The organism is Polaribacter sp. R2A056_3_33, from assembly GCF_019278485.1.
GTDB lineage: Bacteria > Bacteroidota > Bacteroidia > Flavobacteriales > Flavobacteriaceae > Polaribacter.
Window position 1 is genome coordinate 3,863,005 of the sequence record NZ_CP058984.1, and the last position, 24,505, is coordinate 3,887,509.

A 24,505-nucleotide genomic window follows, 5' to 3' on the forward strand; every position below is an offset into this window, starting at 1 on the left:
ATTAAAATCAGTCTATGGCTGTTCAGAAAAAGATAAACATAAAGAACAAAAAAGCACGTTTCGAATTTGAAATTCTAGACAAATACGTTGCTGGAATTCAGTTAACCGGAACGGAAATAAAATCTATTCGTTTAAGTCAAGCTAGAATTACAGAGAGTTTTTGTGAATTTAATGATGGCGGAGAATTGTTTATTGTTAATATGTATATTCAAGAATACATGTTTGGGCATCACTTTAACCACAAACCTAAAAGTGAACGTAGATTATTAATGCACAAACGTGAATTACGATCTTTAAGAAAAGACGTTGAAGCAAAAGGAAATACCATTGTTCCTTTACGTTTGTTTATTAATGATAAAGGTTTTGCCAAATTAGAAATTGCATTGGCAAAAGGAAAACAAACGCACGACAAACGAGAAGTTATTAAAGACAGAGATAACAAACGTGATTTGGCACGTATTAAAAAGAGTTTTAACGGTTAATGGATTTTTTAAGACTTATTCGTTACAAAAACCTATTGATGGTTTTATTAACAATGGTTTTAACCAAATACGCGCTAATAGATTCTATCTTTTTTAGCAATCTTAGTTTTAAAAATTACACCTTAATACACACTACTTATTTAGGAATTACCTTAACTCATTATCTATTTATATTATTTTCTTTCAGCATTTTATGTATCACCGCTGGCGGATATATTATAAATGATATTTTTGATGTAGAAACTGATAAAATAAACAAACCATTAAAAGTAATTATAGAAAAATCTATTTCTAAAAAAAAGGCTTGGATTCTTTACTATTTTACCAGCATTCTAGGTTTACTCTCTGGTATATATTTATCCTTTACTACCGAAAACAATCTGTATAGTTTCTTTTTTTTAGGAACTATTTTAGCTCTCTTTTTATATTCTAAATACTTAAAAAAAACTCTTTTTATTGGTAATTTACTAGTTTCAGTTCTCTTAGGTTTGGTGGTCTTTATAACCGTAATATTTAACGAACCAAAAGCACATAACAGTAATTTGTTAGAATTAATAATTAACATGGCCACAAGTATTCGTTTTCTTTTTATAATGATAACTTATATTGTTTTTTCTGTACTGACCAATCTTATTAGAGAAATTATTAAAGATATAGAAGACATTAATGGCGATTTAAAAATAAAAGCTAATACATTACCTATTTTGTTTGGAAGAAAAAGAGCTTCTAAAGTCGCTTTTTTCTTTAGTGCCATTTTACTAGTGTTTCTTTTAATCGTTTTACAATCTTTAATTAATGACTATATACTATTAACTTACGGAATTCTATTAATTCTACTTCCACTACTTTATTTTATGTACAAATTATGGTTTTCTGAAAGCAAAAAGGAATTTAGTTTTCTAAGTAATTTAATGAAAGTAATAATGCTTTTCGGAATTTTATCTATGATATTATTCAAACTGAAATAAAAAATAGATTCCTGCTTCCGCAGGATGAACAACACAAATATATGTTAAGAGAAAAATTAAAAGAGTATAACGTTATATTAGCTTCTAAATCACCAAGAAGACAGCAATTTTTTAAAGATTTAGATATAGATTTTACAATTCAATTAAAAGAAGTTGAAGAAATTTATCCACCTGAATTAAAAGGAACGGACATTACAGATTTTTTAGCAGATTTAAAATCGAAAGCTTTTTCAAATTTATCAGAAAAAGATATCCTAATTACTTCAGACACCATTGTTTGGTTAGAAAATACAGCTTTAGGAAAACCAAAAGACGAAGCAGATGCTTTTGCCATGTTAAGGGCGTTATCTGGTAAAAAACATGAAGTAATTACTTCTATAAGTATAAAGAGCAAACAGTTTCAAAAGATTATAAATGACATTACCGTAGTTTCTTTTAAAGAACTATCTGATGACGAAATAAACTATTACATCAAAAATTACAAGCCTTATGACAAAGCTGGAGCATACGGTATACAAGAATGGATTGGTTTTATAGCTATTGATAATTTAGAAGGAAGCTATTTTAATGTGGTGGGTTTACCGGTTCAAAAATTGTATGCCGAATTAATGAATCTATAAAGCAATCAAAAACAGTAAAACATAAATTTATTTCACTCAATAACAACACATTACCATAAAGCAAACAATTTCTTAACCTAAAGTTAACATACCATACAAACTCATTAAACCTGTTGTTTTTATAACATTATAAACTGCGTAATTTTGCACCCGCAAATTAAGCAATTTATGAAAACAAGTAATCTGAAAGTAAAAAGTAAAGTTGGTGGACCAACAAAAAATTTAAGCAACACAAATTCAACGCTTTGGAATTTAAAAAGACGTTATAGATAAATATAGTTCCTTTTAACTTATTAGCTCTTTTCTATGAAAAGAGCTTTTTTTTCGTCTCATAATTAAGATAGTGAACATCTTCAACTTTTAGATACCTACAATTTAGATAAGCTCTAAATGAAGTTAAAGAGCTGTTTTTCTACTAAAAAACACTTCGCTTTTATATTTAATCCATTTTTACAAATAAATCATCGGGTTTCACAAAAAATTAACCTTTCTAAAAGCAATTATTCATATTATTGCAATATGCAAAGACTATTATACATTTTGTGCTTATTCGCTTCTTTAAGCACACTCTCACAGAACGATACCATTCGTGTTAAAACGTTAAAAGGACAAATTATTCACGCCGAAAGTAAAAAAGCTTTAAGCGCTTCTCATATATTAAACCTAAATACAGTTCAAGGAACCATTACAGATGATAGAGGTTTTTTTGAAATACCAACAAGAGCAAACGACACAATCTTAGTTTCTTATTTAGGATACGAATCTATAAAACTAAAAATTACAAACGATTTATTAAAAGGAAACGAACTACTAATTGCTTTGTATGAAAAACCAGAAGAAATTAGAGAAGTTGTTATAAAATCTACACAATTAATAGGTGTTTTAGAAATTGACGTAAAACAAGTACCAAAAGATCGATTTACAAGAATTAAAATAAACGGACTACCACAAACCTATGAGGTTGGTAAACCTAAAGGAAAAGACTTCTCATCTCCTATTGCGGCATTATTTCAACCTGTAGATTACTTATACAATCTTTTTGGAAGCAAACCGAAACAATTAAAAAAATTACAGAAGCTTAAAAAAGAGGATGATTTACGTAAAATGTTAGCTGGTAAGTTTGACAGAGAAGTAATGATGGAATATCTGCAAATGGACAGACAAGAACTTACAGAATTACTTACAGACTGTAACTACTCTGAATACTTTATTAAAAAGGCGTCTGATTTACAAATGATAGAGGCTGTATTGGATTGTTACGAAAACTACAAAGCCATTAAAAACGGTAAAATTGAACGCGATAAAATTCCCGTAAAAAATTAATTCTATACATATTCTAATATAGAAATAACAATATTATTACAACCTTGAGGCTCCCCCTCAAGGTTTTTATTTATAAGAACTTTTTCCATCTTCTTTTATTGCCATTTTATTCCTACAAACTTATTGACAACTAATATTTCATTCTTAAAAAATTACCCAAAACTGAAAAGAGTCGAAAACAATATTGCTTCCGACTCTAATCAACTATTAAAACTAACTATTAACCAACTAAAATACAGTGTTACTGTATTTGTCTCTAAACTTTATTATCTCTTCATCAATACCTTTTAAATTTCCTTTATCCTATTTTAATTCTTTTATATAATCTTGAATCTCAAAAACCATAATGTTATTTCGAGGTATTTTTGATAATAAGCAAAACTTAAACAAGTTCTAAGACTAAATCACCTCAAACTAACTTATCTAAATTTTAAAACTTACAAAAGGTCAATTCTACTACCTACATTTATAAGACACAAAAAAGGAAGTATCGTTACAAGTTAAAATGTACTTTAACAGAACTTTAAGTTTCTAAAAATAAGCACAAAAAAAAATCCAGCTATCGCTGGATTTTCATTGAGAATAATTTCTCTTATTAATTTTTACATCCCGCGTTAGCGGAAATTATCTTTTTACTGATTTCCTAAAATAATAGGTAAACCATCTTTACCAGAACCAATAACAATAACTTTACTATTAGGTGATTTAGACAACTCTAAAGTAGCACCGATTCCTTTTTCTTGTAAAATTTTATCAGTTAAAGAAGCACTTAAAATCTTATTTGCAACCGCTTTACCTTCCGCATCAATTTTTTGTCTTTCTGCTTCTTTTAACGCTTTAGCTAATCTAAATTCATATTCTAAAGATTCTTGCTCTTGCTTTAACTTCGTTTCAATGGCAGTTCTAATGGTAGTTGGTAACTTAACATCTTCTACTAAAACTCTTTTTACTGCTAAAAATTGACCTTTTAAAACGATTTGAATTTCATCTAAAATTTCTTGTTCAATTACATCTCTTTTACTAGAATATAACTGCTCTGGAGTATAACGACCAACAACACTTCTTGCAGCTGCATTAATTGCAGGATCTAACAATTCACGCTCATAATCCTCACCTTTTGTTTTAATTAATTTCCCTAAATTAGTAAACTCTGGCTCATACCAAATTGTACCATTTACCTTTACCTCTAATCCGTTAACAGAAAGTACATTCATTTCTGTAGAAATAGCTTGCTGACGCACTTTTCTTACAATCATACGATTCCAAGGAGCTACAATCTGAAAACCTTCTCCGTATGTTTTTTCTGTATTAATACCATCTCCCAATGCCTCAAAAACAACACCACCTTCTCCAGGCCCAATAGTCACTGTAGATTTAGAAAATAAAATGATTACTACTACCGCTAAAATGATAAAAAAAACACCTCCCTTAGGAAACTTTATATCTACTTGATTATTCGCCATACTTATAAATTTTGATTAATTACAAATTTACAATTTAACTTTGTGAAACACAATATATATAATCTATATATTGGCTAAAAAGCGCTAATACTTAACATAATTTTAGATATAAAAATGAACCTTAAATCTAATCTTCTAATCGATTTTTCACATATTCAATTTCTGTTTTTCCATGCTTTTTAGGGTGCCCATTTTCATCCAAACAAACCATAACAATTTTATCTACCACAATAATGGTTTTTCTTGTTAACTTATTTCTAACACTACATGTTAAAGTTATAGAGGAATTTCCAAATTTTAAAACATCAATTCCTATTTCAATAATATCACCTTGTTTTGCAGAACTTACAAAATCTATTTCAGACATGTATTTTGTAACTGTTCTTGTGTGCTCTAATTGAATAATTGCATAAATAGCTACCTCTTCATCTATAAATTGTAATAATCTACCTCCAAATAAGGTTCCATTTGGATTTAAATCTTCGGGTTTAACCCACTTTCTTGTGTGAAATCTCATATTAATTTTTAAATTTAAATTTTTCCGTAATATTTTCTAATAAACCACTCTATTGATAACAAGCCTATAACAACAAATAAAACCCATTTCCAGTCTATTAAGTTTTGTTCTTTACTAATTGATTTTTGAGTTGTATAAAATGATTTATCTTCTAAAAGAACTTTCTTTAATTTCTCTATTTCATTTTTAAAATACAGTTTACCTTCTGTTTTATTTGCTAATTTTTGCAACTTTTCTGAATTTGCATTGGTAAACTGTTCTTCTATTTGATAATCTGTAATTTTAAACTTACCGTATTTATGTATATTTTGCCCTTTTACTGAAACTTTATACTCATAATCTCCCGCATTCAGATTTTCTATTTCTGCTTGATAAGCGTTATTTATTAACGAAAAAGGATTTTTCACAACTTCTTTTGTTACAGAATTCGTAACAGTGATCTCTAAGAAAGCTCTTGAATCAAACAGGTAATTTTTATCTGTATAAAATGCCGATATTTGAATGCTAGCATTGGCAGGATACAAACTTTCCGCATTAACTTCTAAGCGATTTCTCTTTTTATTGGAAGCTAAATATTGCACTAAATTTCCAATAAAGACATCAAAATCTTCAAAAGAATTTGAGTTTAAAAAACTAGCAGCTCTCCATTTCCATAAACCTTCGCCAAACAGAACACCTATTTTCTGATTATTCTCTTCTAAAGTGGCCAATAATGGTTGCTGGGTTTCTAATCCGTTTATATTTTGAAACAATAATGTTTGATGTTCTTTAGAGATACTAACTTCTCCAAACTGATCTTTAAGTGGCGGGAATTGATTAAAACCAATATCTTTTTGAGAAAAAGTTAAAAAAGAATTACTAAAAGATGCCCCATAATTTTCTGTTTGATTCAGAGCGTTTTTAGTAAAACCTAATTGTTGTTTATTGATAAAATTCCAATCTGTATTTGCTCCCGAAATTAAAAAATAGTTACTATTACTCGATTTAACCTCATTTAAAATATTATTAAAGCTATTGTTTGGTTGATTTAAAACAACTAACTGATAATCATTAATATTGAATTTAAATTTATCAATTAAAAAAACATCTACAGAACGTTGTTTATTACTTTCTATTGATTTTTTTAAAACTCCTAAATCCGGATGTAACACAGAAGTTAGAATCAATACTTTTGTTTGTTCATCGATTACTTCTACAGAGAAACTTTTGCTATTATTCTTTGTGTTTTTCTCTCCCTCTATCTTATTAATTGATGCCGTGTAATATTGAAGTCCTTCTTTACTTGAAGTTATATTTGTCGAAATTGTTTGAACATTATTCGTTTCTGAAAACTGTATTTTTTTAGTAAAAACAGTTTTTCCTTCTTTATAGATCGAAAACTGAGAAGACACATTTTCCTTTCCTTCATAATTCAAGAATACTTCAACCGGAAATTTATTCTTTATATAACTGTATTTATTAACATTTAACTGACTTATTTTTAAATCTTGATACTGTATGGTATCACCAAAAACAATGGGATATATTTTTTGCTTAGAATTGATAAATTCATAATCATTACCAATCGTTTGGTTTCCATCTGACAATAAGATTATCGGCGCAATTTTATCCTCATACAAATCATTTACAGCAGTTATTGCTTTAGACACATTGGTTTCATTTTCTGTAAAAGAAAGAGAATCTAAAGGCTTTACATCACTTCCGAAACTAAAGCTATTGATATCAAATTTCTCCTTAATGTTATTATCGTTTTTAATTTCTGATAAAAAGGTTGTAATACGCTTCGTTTCTTTAAAATACGGAATGGATTTAGAATTATCTACTAACACAGCTAAAACAGGCTTTGTATTTATAAGTTCTGTTTTTTTAATTGTTGGGTTTATCAGCAACAAAAGCAATAAAAAAAGACTCAGTGTTCTTAAAACAAATAATACAACATTGATTTTAGCCTTATTTTTTTCTTTAAAAAAGTACTGAAAATAAGCTACCGAAAGACTCAGTAACAAGGCTAAAATGATATATAGAATTGTAATTGTTTGCAATGATTATTATTTATGTGAAATATATAAAGAACTATTAATAAACGAATGTTAATTATTGTAATACTTGAGTTATGGTTAAAAGATTCTATATTTTCATGATTACTTAAACCTCAATAAAACTAAGATAAAAAAGACTCAAAAAAGGATTTAAACATCAAAATAACTTCCTGAATTATAAAAGATAACGAATTTTCGCTTTTCACTTATCTAAGGTTTTATAACTTCTTCTGCATCTACCTTTGCAATCCTTTTTCTAGAAGTAATAAAATAGACACCTGTTAATAAAACCATAGACGCAATAATAGATTGACTTGTAAGCACTTCATCTAAAAAGTACCATCCTAAAAGCATTGCTATAATAGGATTTACATAAGCAGAAGTAGCAACTTTTTCCGGAGAAACTAACTTTAGTAAATAATTAAAGGCTGTAAAAGCAATAATACTTCCAAAAACAACCAACATCCCCATAGAATACTGCACTTCTTGAGACCAGTCTAAAGGTGAAATCATGGTTTCACCAAAAGAAAAACTCATTATAATTAAAAACAAACCAGCAAACAATGTCTGATACCCTGTAGTAATAAAGAAGTTTTTAGGCAAATCTGCTTTAGATACGAACACGCCTCCATAACTCCAACTTAACACACAGGTTAAAATCATAAAAATACCGAGTAAACTTCCTTCTGAGGCAGTAATAGATTGTTGACTCACCAATAAATACATTCCTAAGATCCCCAAAGAAACACCAATTATAGATTGTTTTTGCATTGGTTTTCTATCTATCAGTCGTAATAATATTAATACAAATAATGGCTGAGTAGACGCTAACAAAGCAGCAAAACCACTATCTAAATACATAAGTGCCCATACAAAAACACCATTACCATACACCAAGAAAAAAAAGCCAGAAATACAGCAGTTAATTAGTTGTTTTCTTGTAATTCTAAGATCTAATTTCAAGATTTTAGAAATAATCATTATTAAAATTCCAGCTCCTGAAAAACGTAACGAAGCCATAAAAAATGGTGGTAACGCCGTTACCGCAATTTTATTAAATAAATAAGTGGAACCCCACACAATGTAAATTGTAAAAAAGGCTAAAACTATTAATATTTTTGATTTTTTCAAAACAAGTAATTTATCAATCAAAGATAAATATAGATAGTCTATAAATAAAATTACTGCTTAACCTATTTTGCATTAAAATTAACTTCTTATAAAATTTAAACCTCACAAGTAAATACTTGTGAGGTTTTGGTTATCTAAAACCATTACTAAACTAACTTTTTTCTTCTTCTATTTTCTTGTTTATAAAATCGATATCTCTTGTATTTTTCTGAACGGTAATGGCTCCAAATAGACTTAACAAGAAGGACATTCCGTAAAATCCTTTTTCACTTAATAGTAAATCTGCATTTCTAAGTCCAATGATTAACAATAATATTGCTGCAAGAACCACAACCCAACTTATTCCGTAATACATTTCACTTACTTTAATCTCTTCCGCTTTATCTCTTACTGCTTTTTGAAGAGAAATTACAGCGTAAATACCCATTAAAAGAATAACAAAATAAAATCCTTTTTCATTCAATTCCATAGTAGCATTCCACAAACCGATACAGTAAGAAACCAAACCAATGGTTAATGCTCCCCAAGAAGCGCCTACATAGGCAGAAGTTGGTTTTGAATTTAAATTATTCTTTCCATTTTTCTTTTTACTTTCTTTTTTAGTTTCTTCATTAATTGAAGATGTTGTTTGATAATTCATAATATTTAGTTTAATAATTATGCTACAAATTTGCGACTCTTTTAAAGTTCTAAGAATTCAACTTTCAATTATTACTGACGATATAATTTTATTAAAATATATAACAATTTATAAATTCAGTATATTTACAATACATTAACTGACGATATAATGATAAATTTAAAAGAAGTATTAAGTACTTTTACGAAGGAACAACAACAAGATTTCCTCTTATACCTTGATAAAAAAAACAAAAGAAAAGATACTAAAAACTGTCAATTAGTAAACCTTTTGCTAGAAGACAATTTATCATCTAAAGAAATTTCTAATAAATTGTATGGTAAGCAAAACAAAGCAGCCTTACACGCATTAAGAAAACGATTGTTTCAATCTATTATAGATTTTACCGCAAATACTAGCATGAAAGAAGAAAACTCTATCGATATTCTTTTGATAAAAAATATTCTTTCTGCTAGGTATTTTCTAAAAAAGGGGCAACTAAAAGTTGGATATCAAATTTTAGACAAAACAATCGTAACAGCAAACGAATACCAACTATTTACAATTTTAAATGAAGTATATCATACTAAAATTCAATATGCACATTTAAACCCAGACATTAACCTAGATAAGTTAATCGCCAATTTTAAAGAGAACCAAAATCGACTAGTCTTAGAAGACAATCTAAATATTGCGTACGCTAAAATTAGAACTTCATTGGCTAATTATCGTCAAAATAAATCTAACATTGATATTAAAAAATTGATAGATGTTGTTTTAAAAGAACAAAACACTACAATTAGTGATTCTTTATCCTTTAAATCATTATATCAAATTATTCAGATAACAAGTATATCTTCTGCTCAAAAATTTGATTATTATAATATTGAAGAATTCATTATTGAAACGTATCAAGTTATTCAAAATCATACATCAAAAGACAAACAAATCAATTATCACTTAGAGGTTTTGTATTTAATTGCAAACGTACTTTTTAGAAACAAGAAGTTTGAAGAATCCGAAAAATATTTAAAATTGATGCTCGTTTATATGAATGCAGAAAAGAAAAAATATTATAATGATTTTATTCAGAAATATGATTTATTACAAGCTCTAAACTTAAACTACACAAATAAACAAGTCGAAGCTATTTCTTTATTAGAGCCTTATATTGATAAAAAAAGCACAGATATCGTTGCTCAATTAGATTTCACACTTTCTTTAATTGTTTTTTATTATCAACATAAATCCTTAGAAAAAGCTCAAAAAATGGTATCTAAACTTTACCATACAGATAAATGGTATATTGAAAAAGCAGGCATTGTTTGGACCATCAAAAAAAACTTAATTGAAATTTTATTACAAATAGATTTAGGAAATATAGATTTGGTAGATTCTAGGTTAAAAAGTTTTAAAAGAAACTATTTTTCGAATCTTACAGAAATAAACCAAGAAAAAGTAATTACCTATTTAAAGTTAGTAGAAATCTATTATAAAAATCCAGAGATAGCTATAACTGCAACTTTTAAAGAAAAAGTACAGACTTCTTTTAACTGGTTAGATAACAAAAAAGAAGATATTTTTATGATGAGTTTCTTTGCGTGGTTAAAAGCAAAAATGACCAAACAAGATATCTATGTAGTCACTTTAAATATGATTAACAATTAAAAAAGAGAAATATGACTTTTTAAGTGATTTTGATAAAGAATTGAAAGAAAACAACTTACAATTAAAAGTAATTTTAATGAATGAGATTTAATATTTCCTTTTTTTCAAATAACAAGCCCTTAGAAAATTTTCTAAGGGCTTGTTATTTGAAAAATTATATAATTTTATTATTTCTCTTTTTCTTCAATAATAGTATCATTATCAATACTAAATTGTTTATTTTTTTTGTCTTTAACCCCTTCTATATTCATAGGGTTGTCTTGTGTCTTTGTTCTTTTAAATTTTCTACTTTCTTTAATTGTGCTCATCTTCATTTATTTTTAAGTTCAAGTCTAATTTACACAAAAACAGACTATTACCAAAAAACATACTGTTAAAAATTGTTAAGATTAAATAATAAAAGTTAAAGTTTTATATGAATTAAAATAAACCTTATATGAGCAAAAGTCTTCTGTACATACCTATTAATTTTAGACAGTTTAGACGTAACACAATTTAATAAAGCAACTACTTTTTACAATTTAAATTAATAATGATGGGTTACAACATTATATAAAACCACATCTCTATTTCTAATCTGTAAAAATTAGCTTATGAGTTAATAAAAACAGCTATAACGATCATTCAAACCTTTTTGTGTCTGTAAATTGCAACATAACCAAATTGAAAGAACTATGTCTATTTTAACAATAATAATAAGTGTATTACTTCCACCTTTAGCTGTTTTTTTAAAACACGGAATTGGAAAGCAATTTTTACTAAGTATTTTATTAACTATTTTAGGATGGTTACCAGGAGTAGTACATGCACTATATGTAAATAATAAATAATTTAATTATGGAAACAAAGAAAACAGAGAAGAATACCTATAATTCAGATATCACAAACGAAGATTTACAAGCTTTAGGAGATAAAGCAGGAAATCCAAGAAACGATAATGCAGATGACGAACTTATAAAAAATAAAATAAATAAACCTGATTTTAGTGGACAAGCGTTAGATATTCCTGGTAGAAAATTACCAAAAAACAAAACGAATGAAACATTAAAAGATGAAGAGAATCAATTATACAGCATTGATAGTGAAGAAAATAAAAATTCAGAAATTGATACAATTGATAAACCTAAATAATTATGATGAACAAAGAAGATAAAGCACCAAGTAAAAAAAATAAAAAAAAGAATTTAACCTTAAATTTTGATGATAAGGATAATCCGAGCTCGAATAACAGAACAGGAATTAATTACATTCCTGATAAAGAAATAAAATAAGTTTTTCGAATCTTAGAAATAATAAAACCTAACAAGTATTTTACTTGTTAGGTTTTATTATGTAAAATAACTACATTTTTTTTATGTATTCTTTTTAATTCTTCTTCAACATCTTTTAAAGTGAGTACTTTTACTTGCAAAGACATTAAATAATGGCACAATAATTGGTTAATAATATTTTCAGAAAACCAAAAATTGCTACTATGAAACACGTCTATCTATCTCTATTAATTCTTTCCACTTTATTTTTATGCAACTGTAATAATGACAACAAAGGAATAAATGAGACATATACGGTAGATGATTTACAAAAAATCCATGGAAACGGTTCTAAAACATGGAAAGTTGAAGGTTTTTACAAAACCTATGAAAATGATTTACTCAGCGAATTTAACGATTGTTATACCGATGATGAGTATACTTTTTTCTACGATACAAATGAAGCTCAAGTAACACTTGGTAACACTTATTGTTACTATGATAACCCAACAGAACAAGATGGTCGTTTAACCTATAGCTTTCACGAAAGTACAGGTAAAATTTTCATCAATATTTCTAAAGGAGAAAGTCTTGATGAAAATTTTAGAAATATGCTTACTATTCTTAGTTTAGAGGAACTTAGTGAAACTAGAATGGTTTTTGCCTCAGGAGAATACCCACATTATGGAAAAACTTTAGTCTTTACATCAATACCATAATTTTTTTTCACCCTATCTTTTAATTCTTCTTCAATATCTTTTAAAATAGTCCCTTTTGTTTGTAATAACATTAAAACTGTAAATTATAAGTAAATAATTTATGGGTATCCTTTTCTTTAATAGCTACTGCTTATTTATCTACTTTATTAATCCCTTAAAAAAATAAATTAGCTACATACTTATTTTACTTTTAGACAATTAGCTTGCTCAATAAATGATTAAAAATCATTTCATAGAGATAAAAAAAGACTCTTTAAATTATTATATTTGAAAAAAAGCTAAAATTGAATAAAAAATTTCCTTTCGATCCATCCATAAAACACCATTTAATTATTGCAATTAGTTTAGCCATTTGGATTTTTGTATTTCTATATTTTACAGAACCTTTTGATGTAAATGTCTTTAGCGATTCAGAAAAATTAATTTACTTACCACTTTATGGGGTGTTAGGTGCTATTTGTTATGTTCTTTTTTTACCGGTACAGCATTTTCTATTCATAAAAAATAATAGAAATTGGTTTATTAAAACAGAACTATTATTCTTTCTAATATTTATTTTTATTGGAATTATTGCTACGAGATTGTTTTACTTATATGTAATTGTACCTGGTGAACCTTTTCCTCATGATTTAAGCTACCAACTTAAAACAATAATTTTACCCGTATTTGCTACCATTTTACCAATTATACTTTTTGGTCGTTTTGCTTTTGGAAAATACAAAAACAAAAAAACGGAAGCTCAGAAAATTGAAATAAAAGGTCAAGGAAATTACGAAGGTTTACGTTTGTATCTAAATGATGTTATTTGCATACAATCCTCTGATAATTATATTGAAGTATTTTATATTTTGGGAGATGATTTAAAGAAAAGTCTAATTAGAAATAAACTATCTATTATTACTGCAGAATTCCCTCAACTTTTAAGAACGCATCGCTCTTTTTTAATCAATCCACATCACTTTGTACAATGGAAAACAGAAAATAGTAAACTTTTTACACTGTTATCTCACCACATAGAAGTGCCTGTTTCTAGAACCTATCAAAATGAAGTAAAGTTAGTATTGAATTCTACCACAGAATAGCTGCATTTCGCCCCAAAGGCCTTTATATATTGATTTTATAAAAGATTACTTTCTAATTTTGTTTCAGGAAATTTAATCACAAAAATTAAAATCATGAAAACTAAATTCACTTTTACAGTAACTTTTTTACTATCATTCTTTGTTTTATCTGCTCAAAATAAACAACAAGAAATTGTAATTATAGGAACAATGCACACCGTTCCTAAAATTGTAAAAAAAAGCTACAAACCAATGCTAAAGTTTGCAAAAAAATATAAACCAGAAGCTATCTACGTAGAAGCACCAATGGCAAGTGATTCTATATCTTGGCAATATTTAAAGAATGGTTGGTCTAAAGGGTATCAGAAATTTTATAAATTATCAGATTCTTTACAAAAAAAATTCAATTATAACGATTCTCAATTCAATGCAACTATTAGCAAAGATTTTACAAAAATGAATAATGTTGATTTAGATTATTTGATAAAATGTTTCATTTACAAAAGAGATCATGGAAATTATGAATTGTATTCTTACATAAAAAAATACGGTGTAAATGGAGCAAAAAAACCAACAAGACATGAAGATGGAGATTTAACTTACAAGTTAGCTTTATACATGAATCATAAAACAGTTATAAATATTGATGACCAGCAAACTAATAAGGAATATCATGATGCATGGGGCAAATGCAATAAAGAAGGGGTTAGCAACGGTAACAATGCTGCAAATTCTAAATTATACAAGAAAAATTATAATAGCGCTATTTTTCCTGCAATTTTTAGAGGTTTAGGCAAACACACAAATAAAAGAAAATCACTTCAACAATTACACGATATGGCGTCATTTTCTTATGTTGTTAAAGATACAGAAGGTTGTAAGCAAGGCAGAAAGTATTTCGATGAAAGAAATATGAGAATAGCTAAAAACATTTCTAGTCAAGTAGTAAAATCGAAGAAAAACAAAAACGTTGTTATTATTGGTGCAGCACATGTAATTGGTTTAGAAAAAGAATTCAAAGAAAACTACCCTAATTTTAAGGTGATTTTAATGAAAGATTATTAAACCTTTTTCACACTTAAAAACAAAAAACCCTCACAATTAATACCATGAGGGTTTTTTATTTATTTTAGAATAAAATCAAACTACTTATGTCTACCTTTTAACTCTTCTTCAATATCTTTTAAAGTGAATCCTTTTGCTTGCAATAACATTAAATAATGGAACATTAAATCTGCAGATTCATACAAAAATAACTCGTCGTTATTATCCATTGCTTCAATTACAGTTTCTACAGCCTCCTCACCTACTTTTTGTGCTACTTTGTTAATTCCTTTAGCAAATAAACTTGCTACATAAGATTTTTTAGTGTCTTTGTTAGCTACTCTTTCTGTAATTACGTCCTCTAACGTAGAAAAGAAACCATAGTTTGGTTTGTTTTCCTCTCCCCAACACGTTTCTGTTCCTTTATGGCAGGTTGGTCCATTCGGATTTACAGAAACTAATAAAGTATCATTATCACAATCTAGCTTTATATCTACTAAATTCAATACATTTCCACTTTCTTCACCTTTTGTCCAAAGCCTATTTTTAGTTCTAGAAAAGAAAGTAACTAATTTAGTTTCTTGCGTTTTTGCAAAAGCTTCTTCATTCATATACCCCAACATCAATACATTTTTTGTGGTTGCATCTTGAATGATTGCAGGTACTAATCCGTCGTTGTTTTTATTGAAATCGATATTCATAATATTATTTTTATACTGTATTGTCATTTCAAAATGAGCTTTTTCAGAGATTTATATTTCTCCTCATTCTTTATTCGGAATGACATTTTTATTTCTGTTATTTTCTGTCAGTTCGAGTGATTTCGATTTTTCATCGAGATTGTATCGAAAACTTTTTGTTTATTATCAATTCTGAAATTCCTTTTTCTTAGGAATAACATTCTTTATATTTTATAGTCTAACTGGTATATTTTGTTTTTTCAACTCCTCTTTCAACTCCAAAATAGGAATTTCACCAAAATGAAAAACACTTGCAGCTAATGCAGCATCTGCTTTCCCTTCTTTAAACGTATCTGCAAAATGCTGAATTGTTCCTGCACCTCCAGAAGCAATAATAGGAATGTTTAATATTTCTGATAAATGAGCCAAAGCTTCATTTGCAAAACCTCCTTTTGTGCCATCATGATTCATAGAAGTAAATAAAATTTCTCCTGCTCCACGATTTTCAACTTCTTTTGCCCAATCAAAAAGTTTGATTTCGGTAGGAATTGTTCCTCCAGCCAAATGCACAAACCATTCTCCATCAATTTGTTTTGCATCAATTGCAACAACAACACACTGACTTCCGAATTTCTCTGCCAATTCATTAACCAATTCTGGTCTTTTAACGGCAGATGAATTGATGGAAACCTTATCCGCTCCCCATTTTAACAACTCATTTACATTTTCTACAGAAGAAATTCCTCCACCAACTGTAAACGGAATATTCACTTGTTCTGCCACTTGGTGCACCATTTCTATCATGGTTTTTCTACCTTCTAACGTTGCAGAAATATCTAAAAAAACCAATTCGTCTGCACCTAAATCGGCATATTGCTTTGCTAAAACCACAGGATCTCCTGCATCAATTAAATTTACGAAATTAACACCTTTTACAGTTCTTCCGTTTTTAATATCTAAACAAGGTATTATTCTTTTTGTTAACATATACGTTATTCGTCATTGCGAATGTAATGAAGCAATCTGTCAATTAATCAGGAGATTACTTCGTCATTCTTACTCGTAATGACATTTATTTTGTTAATATAAATTGCTCCAACTGTTTTAAGCTGATTTTATTTTCATAAATCGCTTTTCCAATAATTACACCTTCGCAACCACTTTCAGCTAACTTTGGGATTTCATCAAAAGTTGAAATTCCTCCAGAAGCAATTAATTTCACATTGTTTACTTCAGATAAAATTTGATTATAAATATCAAAACTTGGTCCTTGCAACATACCGTCTTTAGAAATATCTGTACAAATGATATACTGAATTCCTTTTTGCTGATAATCTCCAATAAAAGGAATCAATTCTAAAGAACTTTCTTCTTGCCAACCATTGGTTGCAATCTTTCCTCCTGCTGCATCAGGATAAAAATCGGCTCCTAAAATAATTTTTTCTGAACCATATTTTTCAATCCAACTTTCAAATATTTCAGCATTTTTTACAGCAATACTTCCTCCAGTAATTTGATTAGCACCAGAGTTGAAAGCAATTTCTAAATCTTTATCCGATTTTAAACCACCACCAAAATCAATTTTCAAATTGGTTTTAGAAGCAATTTGCTCTAAGACTTTATAGTTGATAATTTCACTTGCTTTTGCTCCATCCAAATCTACAACATGTAAATATTCGATTCCTGCAGCTTCAAACTCTTTGGCTACTTCTAAAGGATTTTCGTTATAAATTTTCTTTGTGTTATAATCTCCTTTTGTTAAACGAACACATTTTCCGTCTATAATATCTATTGCTGGTATTATTCTCAAAATAGTCTTTTTATTAATTATTTTCATTTCAAAATGAGCCTTTTAGGCAATTGAGAAATCTTTTAATGAGATTATTAGATCTCTATTAATTAGCTTCGTTATTTAATTTCAATCAAAATATATTTTGATTTCATTAACATTCTGAATGACAAACGATTTTATTTATAAATTTAGAAAGTTCTTTAATATTTGTTCTCCTGCTAAACCACTTTTTTCTGGATGAAACTGAGTTCCATAAAAATTATCTTTTTGTAAAGCAGATGCATATTCAAATTCATAGTCTGTAGTTGCAATGGCTTCTTCACAATTTTCTGCGTAAAAACTATGCACTAAATACATAAATTCTTTTTCTTTAACACCTGTAAATAAATCCGATTTCAAATTATAAATCACGTTCCACCCCATTTGAGGAACTTTTACAGCATTCGAAAACTTCTTTATTGCTACATTAAATATCCCTAATCCTTTCGTATTTCCTTCTTCAGAAGAATTACACATCAATTGCATTCCTAAACAAATACCTAAAACAGGTTGTTTTAAAGTAGGAATCACTTTATCCAATCCGCTTTCTTGTAACATTTTCATGGCAGAACTTGCCTCTCCTACTCCTGGAAAAATCACTTTATCCGCCCCTTTTATTTCATCAATATTATTTGATAAAACAGCATCAATTCCTAATCTCTTAAACGCAAACTGAATACTTTTTATGTTTCCTGCTCCGTAATCTATAATTACTAATTTCATTATAAAACTCCTTTTGTTGATGGTAAAAACATCTTGTTAGCATCTCTTTTAACCGCCATTTTCATCGCTTTTGCAAAAGCTTTAAAAATACCTTCAATTTTATGATGCTCATTTGCGCCTTCTGCCTTAATATTTAAATTACATCTTGCTCCGTCTGTAAAAGATTTAAACAAGTGTAAAAACATTTCTGTTGGCATATCTCCAATCATTTCACGCTTAAAATCAGCCTCCCAAACCAACCAAGGTCTTCCTCCAAAATCTACAGCTGCTTGTGCTAAACAATCGTCCATTGGCAAACAGAATCCATAACGTTCTATACCTAGTTTATTTCCTAATGCTTTATTGAATAACTCACCTAAAGCAATCATGGTATCTTCTATGGTATGATGTTCATCAACCTCTAAATCTCCGTCTACTTTTACAGTTAAATCCATTGCACCATGACGACCAATTTGATCTAACATATGGTCGAAAAACTTAACTCCAGTAGAAATATCATTTTTACCAGAACCGTCTAAATTTAGTTTGATGTAAATTTTAGTTTCGTTGGTATTTCTAGTGATTTCAGAAACTCTATCTTCTAATTTTAAAAACTCATAAATAGCTTTCCAATCGGTAGAAGTTAAAGCGATACAGTCTAAAATTTCTTGTTTAGAAGTTTCAATTTCATCTACACCCAATTCTGGATCTTCAGATAAAAAGATTCCTTTTGCGCCTAAATTCTTTGCCAATTCCATGTCTGTAATTCTATCTCCTAAAACAAAAGAATTTGCCAAATCATATTCTTCAGAAAAATACTTGGTTAACAAACCTGTTCTTGGTTTACGAGTTTCTGCATTTTCATGCGGAAACGTTTTATCGATACAAACTTCAGAGAAAACAACACCTTCCTTTTCAAATGCTGATATTACTTTATTTTGTGCTGGCCAAAAAGTATCTTCCGGAAAAGAGTCTGTACCTAATCCATCTTGATTGGTTACCATCACCAATTCAAAATCTAGTTCCTCGGCAATTCTTGCCATATAACGAAACACCTTCGGATAATACTCTAACTTTTCTAGACTATCCAATTGATAATCTACAGGCGGTTCTAGTACTAAAGTTCCGTCTCTGTCTATAAATAATACTTTTTTACTCATCTTATATTTTTTCCTGCAGGTTTTTTAGAACCTTGTAGATTTGTTTTATTTTAATTTTATCATTTCGAAATGAACTATTTTAAGCCTTTCACTATACTCAGTATAAACTCTTGAGAAATCTTATTATCAGATTTCTACTCAATGAACTTCTTCCGGAATGACACTCCGTATTAATAGATTACTGTATTGCCTTTAAAGCTCTTAGTAATCTTTGATTTTCTTCACAAATACCGACACTAATTCGCAAACAGTTTTCGCATAAAGGTTGTGTAGTTCTGTTTCTAATAACCACGCCATATTCAATTAACTGTTTATAACGTTTTGTTGCGTCATCTACCTTTAGCAATAAAAAATTACCATCCGAAGGATATACTTTTTCAATATAACTCACACAACATTCTAACTCTTTTTTAAGACGCTTTCTTTCGCTGATTAGTTGAGAAATTTCGTTCTCTACTTCATCAATCTTCTCCAATCTTAAAATAGCTCTTTGCTGTGTTAGTTCATTTACGTTATAAGGTGGCTTTATATTGTTTAAAATTTTAATAATTTCTTTGGATGCATAACAAACTCCTAAACGAATACCCGCTAAACCAAATGCTTTAGATAAAGTTTGTGTAATGATTAAATTAGGAAATTGCGACAATCTTTCTAACCAACTTTTTTGTTCAGAAAAATCGATATACGCTTCATCAATAACAACTAATCCTTTAAATTTTGTAAGCAACTCTCTAACCGATTCTGATGTAAAACTATTTCCTGTTGGATTGTTCGGTGAACACAAAAACAAAATCTTACTATTTGCATCTACAGCTTTCAAAATCTTGCTAACTTGTGGCTGAAAATCACCTTCACTTAACAATACCGTTCTATTTTCTATGGCATTAATGTTTGCCAACACATCATACATTCCATATGTAGGTGGCAATGAGATTACATTGTCTTTATTAGGTTCGCAAAAAGCTCTATAAATTAAATCTAAAACCTCATCACTTCCATTTCCTAAAAGAATGTTTTCTTTACTGACTCCTTTAATTTCAGCAAGTAAATCTTTTACACCATTTTGTTGTGGGTCTGGATATCTATTAACACCGTTTTCAAAAGGATTCTCATTAGCATCTAAGAAAATCATTTCTGTAGTATTAGCATCTTTATATTCATCTCTTGCAGAAGAATATGGTTTTAGAGATTTTATATTTTCTCTAATTAAGCTCTCTAGGTTAAAGTTTGTTTTCATAATAAAACCTCTCGACTGCGCTCGAGGAGACATTTAATTTATATATCTTTTAAACGGATAGAAACTGCATTTTTATGCGCATCTAAACCTTCTGCCGCTGCCATTAACTCAATAGATTTCCCTATAGTTTTAATACCTTCTTTTGTAATTTGTTGAAACGTAATACTTTTGGTAAAACTATCTAAATTTACTCCAGAATAAGATTTAGAAAACCCATTTGTCGGTAAGGTATGATTGGTACCTGAAGCATAATCTCCTGCACTTTCTGGTGTATAATTCCCAATAAAAACAGAACCTGCATTTTCTATATTTTCTATATAAAAATCATTATTATTTGTACAAACAATAAAGTGCTCTGGACCATATTCATTAATCAACTCTAAAGCGATTTCATCATTCTCTACAAAAATAGATTTTGAATTATTGATAGCTTTCTGAGCAATTTCTGCTCTCGTTAATTTAGCTAACTGAACATCAATTTCTTTGGCAACCTCAGCAATCATTTCTTTGGATGTTGAAACCAAAATAACTTGACTATCAGCACCGTGTTCTGCCTGACTTAATAAATCTGAAGCTACATAACTTGCGTTTGCAGAATCGTCTGCAACTACTAATAATTCACTTGGTCCTGCAGGCATATCTATGGCAACACCATGTTTTGTAGACAATTGTTTTGCAACCGTTACATACTGATTTCCTGGACCAAATATTTTATAAACTTGTGGTATCGTTTCTGTACCAAATGTATACCCTGCAATTGCCTGAATTCCGCCAACTTTTATAATTTTTGTAACACCACAAAGATTTGCAGCATACAAAATAGCTGGATGAATTTTTCCTTCCTTATTTGGAGGAGAACATAACACAATTTCTTTACAACCTGCAATTTGTGCAGGAATTGCCAACATTAAAACCGTAGAAAACAAAGGTGCTGTTCCGCCAGGAATATACAAACCTACTTTAGTAATTGGTCTTTTTTCTTGCCAACATGAAACTCCGTTTGCCGTTTCTACAAAAACTTTTGCTGTTTTTTGAGCAGTATGAAATTTGGTGATATTTTCTTTTGCAAGAATAATTGCATCTTTTAATTCATTAGAAACTAATGAAATTGCTTCTTTTATCTCATCAAGCGAAACAATTGTATTTTCTATAGAAACACCATCAAACTTTGTTGTGTATTTCTTTACAGCTGCATCTCCATTTGCTTTAATATCTGCAAAAACATCGTTTACGACTCCCTCTATATCATCAACCGTTTTTGTGGGTCTCTCTAAAATTTGAGACCAATCTTTTCTTGATGGATTTATAATTGTATTCATGATTAACTTGTTAATCACCCTGAATTTATTTCAGAGTCTTTTTACTATATTTCTTTTATTAAGATACTGAAACAAGTTCAGTATGCTTTAAATAGATTTTTCTAAAATATTTTTAAAGCACCATTTTTTCAATAGGACACACTAAAATACCTTCTGCTCCATTTGCTTTTAACTCGTCTATAATTTCCCAAAATGCATTTTTGCTAATTACAGTGTGCACAGAACTCCAGCCTTTTTCTGCCAATGGCAAAACAGTAGGACTTCTCATACCTGGTAACAATTTTAAAATAGCTTCTAATTTATCATTCGGTGCATTTAACAACACATATTTAGAATTTTGTCCTTTTAAAACGGATTGAATTCTAAACTGAATTTTCTCTAAGATAGCTCTTCTTTCTGGTGATATTTTAGAAGAAACAGCTAAAACAGCTTCCGATTTCAATAAAACTTCAATCTCTTTTAAACCGTTCTTAAATAAAGTAGAACCACTAGAAACAATATCACAAATACCATCTGCTAAACCAATATTTGGTGCAATTTCTACAGAACCGTTAATAATGTGTATATCTGCTTTGATATTTTGTTCATCTAAAAACTTTTTAACAGTTTCTGGATAAGAAGTCGCAATTCTTTTTCCGTCTAAATCTTTTAACGAATTCGCCTCAGATTCTTTTGGCACTGCAATAGAAACTTTACACTTAGAAAAACCTAAGCGTTCTACAAACTCAATATCTGCTCCTTTTTCAATTAAAACATTCTCTCCAATAATGGCTGCATCTACTACACCATCTTTTAAATACTGAGGAATATCTCCGTTTCTTAAATAGAAAACTTCTACAGGAAAATCTCTCGCTGCTGCTTTTAATTGATCTTTTCCATTATCTATAGAAATACCAATATCCTTTAAGATTCTCATTGAATCTTCATTTAATCTTCCTGATTTCTGTACTGCAATTCTTAAATTACTCATTTTTGTTTTTGTTTGATGCCTGAGCAAATACGGTTTAAAATTAAAAAAACCCGTTTGATTCGCTCAAACGGGTTTATAAATATCTTGATTTTATTCAATACACTTTTAAATCGCTTGACTGCAATTGTAAAAATGATGATGATGGTTTTGAATAAAAGTCATGTCTTGTTTATTTCTATGCAAATATCAAAATTTTATTTTTAATATTACGAACTATTCACCTAAAAATTAGTTTTTATGATAATATTTATCATTTTTTGATTTTTTGTTTGATTTTACAACTTTCGGTTTTTGGTCTTTTAATAGATTTCAATAAAAATATAACATTCTGTAATTAAAATCCCCATAAAACAAACTTATATTTAAACATTACCTATAATCCTATCAATTTTAAACAAGACACTATTGCACAATCGCTTCAAAAACATCTTTTGAACTCAAAAATCTACAGCTAATAGTCTTTATAATACGGATACATACTTTAGAAGCACTATTTTTGATAAAAATTGTAATGCATCCATTTAAATAAAATGATTAAAAAGATATTAAAACACATAATGATCACAACTCTTTCTATCATAGGCATATTAGTAATCGCTTACTTCTTATTCACAAATTATTACCCAAGTTTTGGTGGAGATGTTTCTAAAGAGAAACAAGAAACCTACAAAACATCTCAACAATTTAAAAACGGTAAATTTAACAACACCAATCCGGTGCCTAAAGAATTAAGTTTTAACGAGAATTTAAAAATAGCTTATACCTTTTTTACTAAAAAAGTACCAAACGCAAGACCTAAAGAAGATTTAAAACCCATTACTATAGATTCTTTAAATATTGCTAATTACAAAGGAAAAGCTAGAATGATTTGGTTTGGGCATTCGTCTTTTTTACTACAAATAGACGGAAAAACAATTTTACTAGATCCTATGTTTGGTAAAGTGCCTGCTCCTCATCCGCTGTTAGGCGCAAATCGTTTTAATGAACAGTTTCCGATAGAAATAGCCAAATTACCAAAAATTGATGCCGTCATTTTTTCTCACGATCATTACGATCATTTAGATTATGAATCTATTTTAAAGATTAAAGACAAAACCAATCATTTTTATGTTCCCTTAGGTGTGGGTGCGCATTTAGAAGCTTGGAACATTCCTTCTGATAAAATAACAGAACTAGATTGGTGGCAAAATGTACCGTTAGATAATTTGAACTTAGTGTGTACACCTGCGCAACATTTTTCTGGTAGAAAATTAAACAACGGACAAAGTACTTTATGGAGTTCTTGGGTTATTCAGTCTAAAAATGAAAACATTTATTTTAGTGGTGATAGTGGCTACGCAAATCACTTTAAAGAAATTGGTGAAAAATATGGCCCTTTCGATTTAGCTTTGATGGAATGTGGGCAATACAACGAAATGTGGACTGATATACACATGATGCCAGAAGAAACTGCCCAGGCAGGAATTGATGTGCAAGCAGAAAAAATAATTCCGATTCATTGGGGAGGTTTTAAATTGGCTATGCATGAATGGACAGATCCTATTGAGCGTGTAACTATAAAAGCGAAAGAACTAAACCTAAAAGTAATTACGCCTAAAATTGGCGAAGAAATTATGGTGAAAGATTCTCTACAGACTTATACCAATAACTGGTGGAAAGATTTGTAAGTATCCTTTTACACTGAAAGAGTTATCAACTTTAA

26 protein-coding genes are annotated in these 24,505 nt (G+C 28.9%); 12 read left to right on the plus strand and 14 right to left on the minus strand.

What is annotated here, in order from left to right:
- Window positions 1–14 precede the first annotated feature (14 nt).
- The 4 genes from smpB to H0I29_RS16295 all read left to right on the plus strand — a co-directional run bounded on the left by smpB (window position 15) and on the right by H0I29_RS16295 (window position 3,393).
- Window positions 15–482 (plus strand): SsrA-binding protein SmpB, encoded by a 468-nt coding sequence (gene smpB, locus H0I29_RS16280; protein WP_165733248.1) that lies wholly within the window; start codon window positions 15–17, stop codon window positions 480–482.
- Window positions 483–520: 38 nt separating this feature from the next.
- The gene (locus tag H0I29_RS16285) at window positions 521–1,450 is read left to right on the plus strand and encodes a geranylgeranylglycerol-phosphate geranylgeranyltransferase (RefSeq protein WP_218753369.1); all 930 of its coding nucleotides are present in this window, start codon (window positions 521–523) and stop codon (window positions 1,448–1,450) included.
- A 41-nt stretch (window positions 1,451–1,491) separates the two neighbouring features.
- Window positions 1,492–2,070, plus strand: coding sequence for a Maf family nucleotide pyrophosphatase (locus H0I29_RS16290; protein ID WP_218730580.1), 579 nt, complete (start codon window positions 1,492–1,494; stop codon window positions 2,068–2,070).
- 519 nt (window positions 2,071–2,589) lie between these two features.
- Complete coding sequence (locus H0I29_RS16295; protein ID WP_218730581.1) at window positions 2,590–3,393, plus strand: carboxypeptidase-like regulatory domain-containing protein; 804 nt, start codon at window positions 2,590–2,592, stop codon at window positions 3,391–3,393.
- Window positions 3,394–4,025: 632 nt separating this feature from the next.
- Here the strand turns inward: H0I29_RS16295 and H0I29_RS16300 are convergent.
- The 5 genes from H0I29_RS16300 to yiaA all read right to left on the minus strand — a co-directional run bounded on the left by H0I29_RS16300 (window position 4,026) and on the right by yiaA (window position 9,183).
- Window positions 4,026–4,856, minus strand: coding sequence for a prohibitin family protein (locus tag H0I29_RS16300; RefSeq protein ID WP_218730582.1), 831 nt, complete (start codon window positions 4,854–4,856; stop codon window positions 4,026–4,028).
- Between the two features lie 127 nt (window positions 4,857–4,983).
- A complete protein-coding gene (locus tag H0I29_RS16305) occupies window positions 4,984–5,373 on the minus strand; it encodes an acyl-CoA thioesterase (protein ID WP_218730583.1) in 390 nt (129 codons plus the stop codon).
- 14 nt (window positions 5,374–5,387) lie between these two features.
- Window positions 5,388–7,415, minus strand: a complete 2,028-nt coding sequence (locus H0I29_RS16310) for a VWA domain-containing protein (RefSeq protein WP_254712653.1) — start codon at window positions 7,413–7,415, stop codon at window positions 5,388–5,390.
- Window positions 7,416–7,622: 207 nt separating this feature from the next.
- The gene (locus H0I29_RS16315; RefSeq protein WP_218753370.1) at window positions 7,623–8,543 is read right to left on the minus strand and encodes an EamA family transporter; all 921 of its coding nucleotides are present in this window, start codon (window positions 8,541–8,543) and stop codon (window positions 7,623–7,625) included.
- 151 nt (window positions 8,544–8,694) lie between these two features.
- Window positions 8,695–9,183 (minus strand): inner membrane protein YiaA, encoded by a 489-nt coding sequence (gene yiaA, locus H0I29_RS16320; RefSeq protein WP_218753372.1) that lies wholly within the window; start codon window positions 9,181–9,183, stop codon window positions 8,695–8,697.
- A gap of 150 nt (window positions 9,184–9,333) precedes the next feature.
- On the opposite strand from yiaA, the gene H0I29_RS16325 reads away from it, so the two are divergent.
- Window positions 9,334–10,830, plus strand: a complete 1,497-nt coding sequence (locus H0I29_RS16325; RefSeq protein ID WP_218753373.1) for a hypothetical protein — start codon at window positions 9,334–9,336, stop codon at window positions 10,828–10,830.
- A 167-nt stretch (window positions 10,831–10,997) separates the two neighbouring features.
- On the opposite strand, the gene H0I29_RS16330 is transcribed toward H0I29_RS16325, so the two are convergent.
- A complete protein-coding gene (locus H0I29_RS16330; RefSeq protein WP_218753376.1) occupies window positions 10,998–11,138 on the minus strand; it encodes a hypothetical protein in 141 nt (46 codons plus the stop codon).
- 366 nt (window positions 11,139–11,504) lie between these two features.
- Between H0I29_RS16330 and H0I29_RS16335 the strand changes: the two genes are divergently transcribed.
- The 6 genes from H0I29_RS16335 to H0I29_RS16360 all read left to right on the plus strand — a co-directional run bounded on the left by H0I29_RS16335 (window position 11,505) and on the right by H0I29_RS16360 (window position 14,925).
- Window positions 11,505–11,660 (plus strand): YqaE/Pmp3 family membrane protein, encoded by a 156-nt coding sequence (locus H0I29_RS16335; RefSeq protein WP_218730588.1) that lies wholly within the window; start codon window positions 11,505–11,507, stop codon window positions 11,658–11,660.
- Window positions 11,661–11,667: 7 nt separating this feature from the next.
- Window positions 11,668–11,961 carry a hypothetical protein gene (locus H0I29_RS16340; protein WP_218753378.1) on the plus strand — a complete coding sequence of 98 codons (294 nt, stop codon included), beginning with the start codon at window positions 11,668–11,670 and terminating at the stop codon, window positions 11,959–11,961.
- A gap of 2 nt (window positions 11,962–11,963) precedes the next feature.
- On the plus strand, window positions 11,964–12,101 hold the full coding sequence (locus H0I29_RS16345) for a hypothetical protein (RefSeq protein ID WP_218730590.1): 138 nt from the start codon (window positions 11,964–11,966) through the stop codon (window positions 12,099–12,101).
- 203 nt (window positions 12,102–12,304) lie between these two features.
- A complete protein-coding gene (locus H0I29_RS16350; RefSeq protein ID WP_218753380.1) occupies window positions 12,305–12,799 on the plus strand; it encodes a hypothetical protein in 495 nt (164 codons plus the stop codon).
- A gap of 284 nt (window positions 12,800–13,083) precedes the next feature.
- Window positions 13,084–13,881 carry a LytTR family DNA-binding domain-containing protein gene (locus tag H0I29_RS16355; RefSeq protein ID WP_218753382.1) on the plus strand — a complete coding sequence of 266 codons (798 nt, stop codon included), beginning with the start codon at window positions 13,084–13,086 and terminating at the stop codon, window positions 13,879–13,881.
- A gap of 93 nt (window positions 13,882–13,974) precedes the next feature.
- The gene (locus H0I29_RS16360) at window positions 13,975–14,925 is read left to right on the plus strand and encodes a DUF5694 domain-containing protein (RefSeq protein ID WP_218753384.1); all 951 of its coding nucleotides are present in this window, start codon (window positions 13,975–13,977) and stop codon (window positions 14,923–14,925) included.
- Between the two features lie 80 nt (window positions 14,926–15,005).
- Here the strand turns inward: H0I29_RS16360 and hisIE are convergent, their stop codons facing one another.
- The 8 genes from hisIE to hisG form a co-directional block, all read right to left on the minus strand.
- A complete protein-coding gene (gene hisIE / locus H0I29_RS16365) occupies window positions 15,006–15,605 on the minus strand; it encodes a bifunctional phosphoribosyl-AMP cyclohydrolase/phosphoribosyl-ATP diphosphatase HisIE (protein ID WP_218730594.1) in 600 nt (199 codons plus the stop codon).
- 210 nt (window positions 15,606–15,815) lie between these two features.
- Window positions 15,816–16,571, minus strand: a complete 756-nt coding sequence (gene hisF, locus H0I29_RS16370) for an imidazole glycerol phosphate synthase subunit HisF (RefSeq protein ID WP_218730595.1) — start codon at window positions 16,569–16,571, stop codon at window positions 15,816–15,818.
- Between the two features lie 85 nt (window positions 16,572–16,656).
- Window positions 16,657–17,394 carry a 1-(5-phosphoribosyl)-5-[(5-phosphoribosylamino)methylideneamino]imidazole-4-carboxamide isomerase gene (gene hisA / locus H0I29_RS16375; RefSeq protein WP_218753386.1) on the minus strand — a complete coding sequence of 246 codons (738 nt, stop codon included), beginning with the start codon at window positions 17,392–17,394 and terminating at the stop codon, window positions 16,657–16,659.
- 162 nt (window positions 17,395–17,556) lie between these two features.
- Entirely contained in the window at window positions 17,557–18,138 is a 582-nt protein-coding gene (gene hisH / locus H0I29_RS16380; RefSeq protein ID WP_218730597.1) for an imidazole glycerol phosphate synthase subunit HisH, read from the minus strand.
- Window positions 18,138–19,277 carry a bifunctional histidinol-phosphatase/imidazoleglycerol-phosphate dehydratase HisB gene (gene hisB / locus H0I29_RS16385; RefSeq protein ID WP_218730598.1) on the minus strand — a complete coding sequence of 380 codons (1,140 nt, stop codon included), beginning with the start codon at window positions 19,275–19,277 and terminating at the stop codon, window positions 18,138–18,140. The genes hisH and hisB overlap by 1 nt, the downstream gene beginning before the upstream one ends.
- A gap of 178 nt (window positions 19,278–19,455) precedes the next feature.
- On the minus strand, window positions 19,456–20,514 hold the full coding sequence (hisC, locus tag H0I29_RS16390) for a histidinol-phosphate transaminase (RefSeq protein ID WP_218753388.1): 1,059 nt from the start codon (window positions 20,512–20,514) through the stop codon (window positions 19,456–19,458).
- Window positions 20,515–20,552: 38 nt separating this feature from the next.
- Entirely contained in the window at window positions 20,553–21,833 is a 1,281-nt protein-coding gene (gene hisD, locus H0I29_RS16395) for a histidinol dehydrogenase (RefSeq protein WP_218753390.1), read from the minus strand.
- A gap of 112 nt (window positions 21,834–21,945) precedes the next feature.
- Window positions 21,946–22,803 (minus strand): ATP phosphoribosyltransferase, encoded by an 858-nt coding sequence (hisG, locus tag H0I29_RS16400; protein ID WP_218753392.1) that lies wholly within the window; start codon window positions 22,801–22,803, stop codon window positions 21,946–21,948.
- 557 nt (window positions 22,804–23,360) lie between these two features.
- Here hisG and H0I29_RS16405 point away from each other — a divergent pair.
- Entirely contained in the window at window positions 23,361–24,470 is a 1,110-nt protein-coding gene (locus H0I29_RS16405; protein ID WP_218753394.1) for an MBL fold metallo-hydrolase, read from the plus strand.
- Window positions 24,471–24,505: the final 35 nt, after the last annotated feature.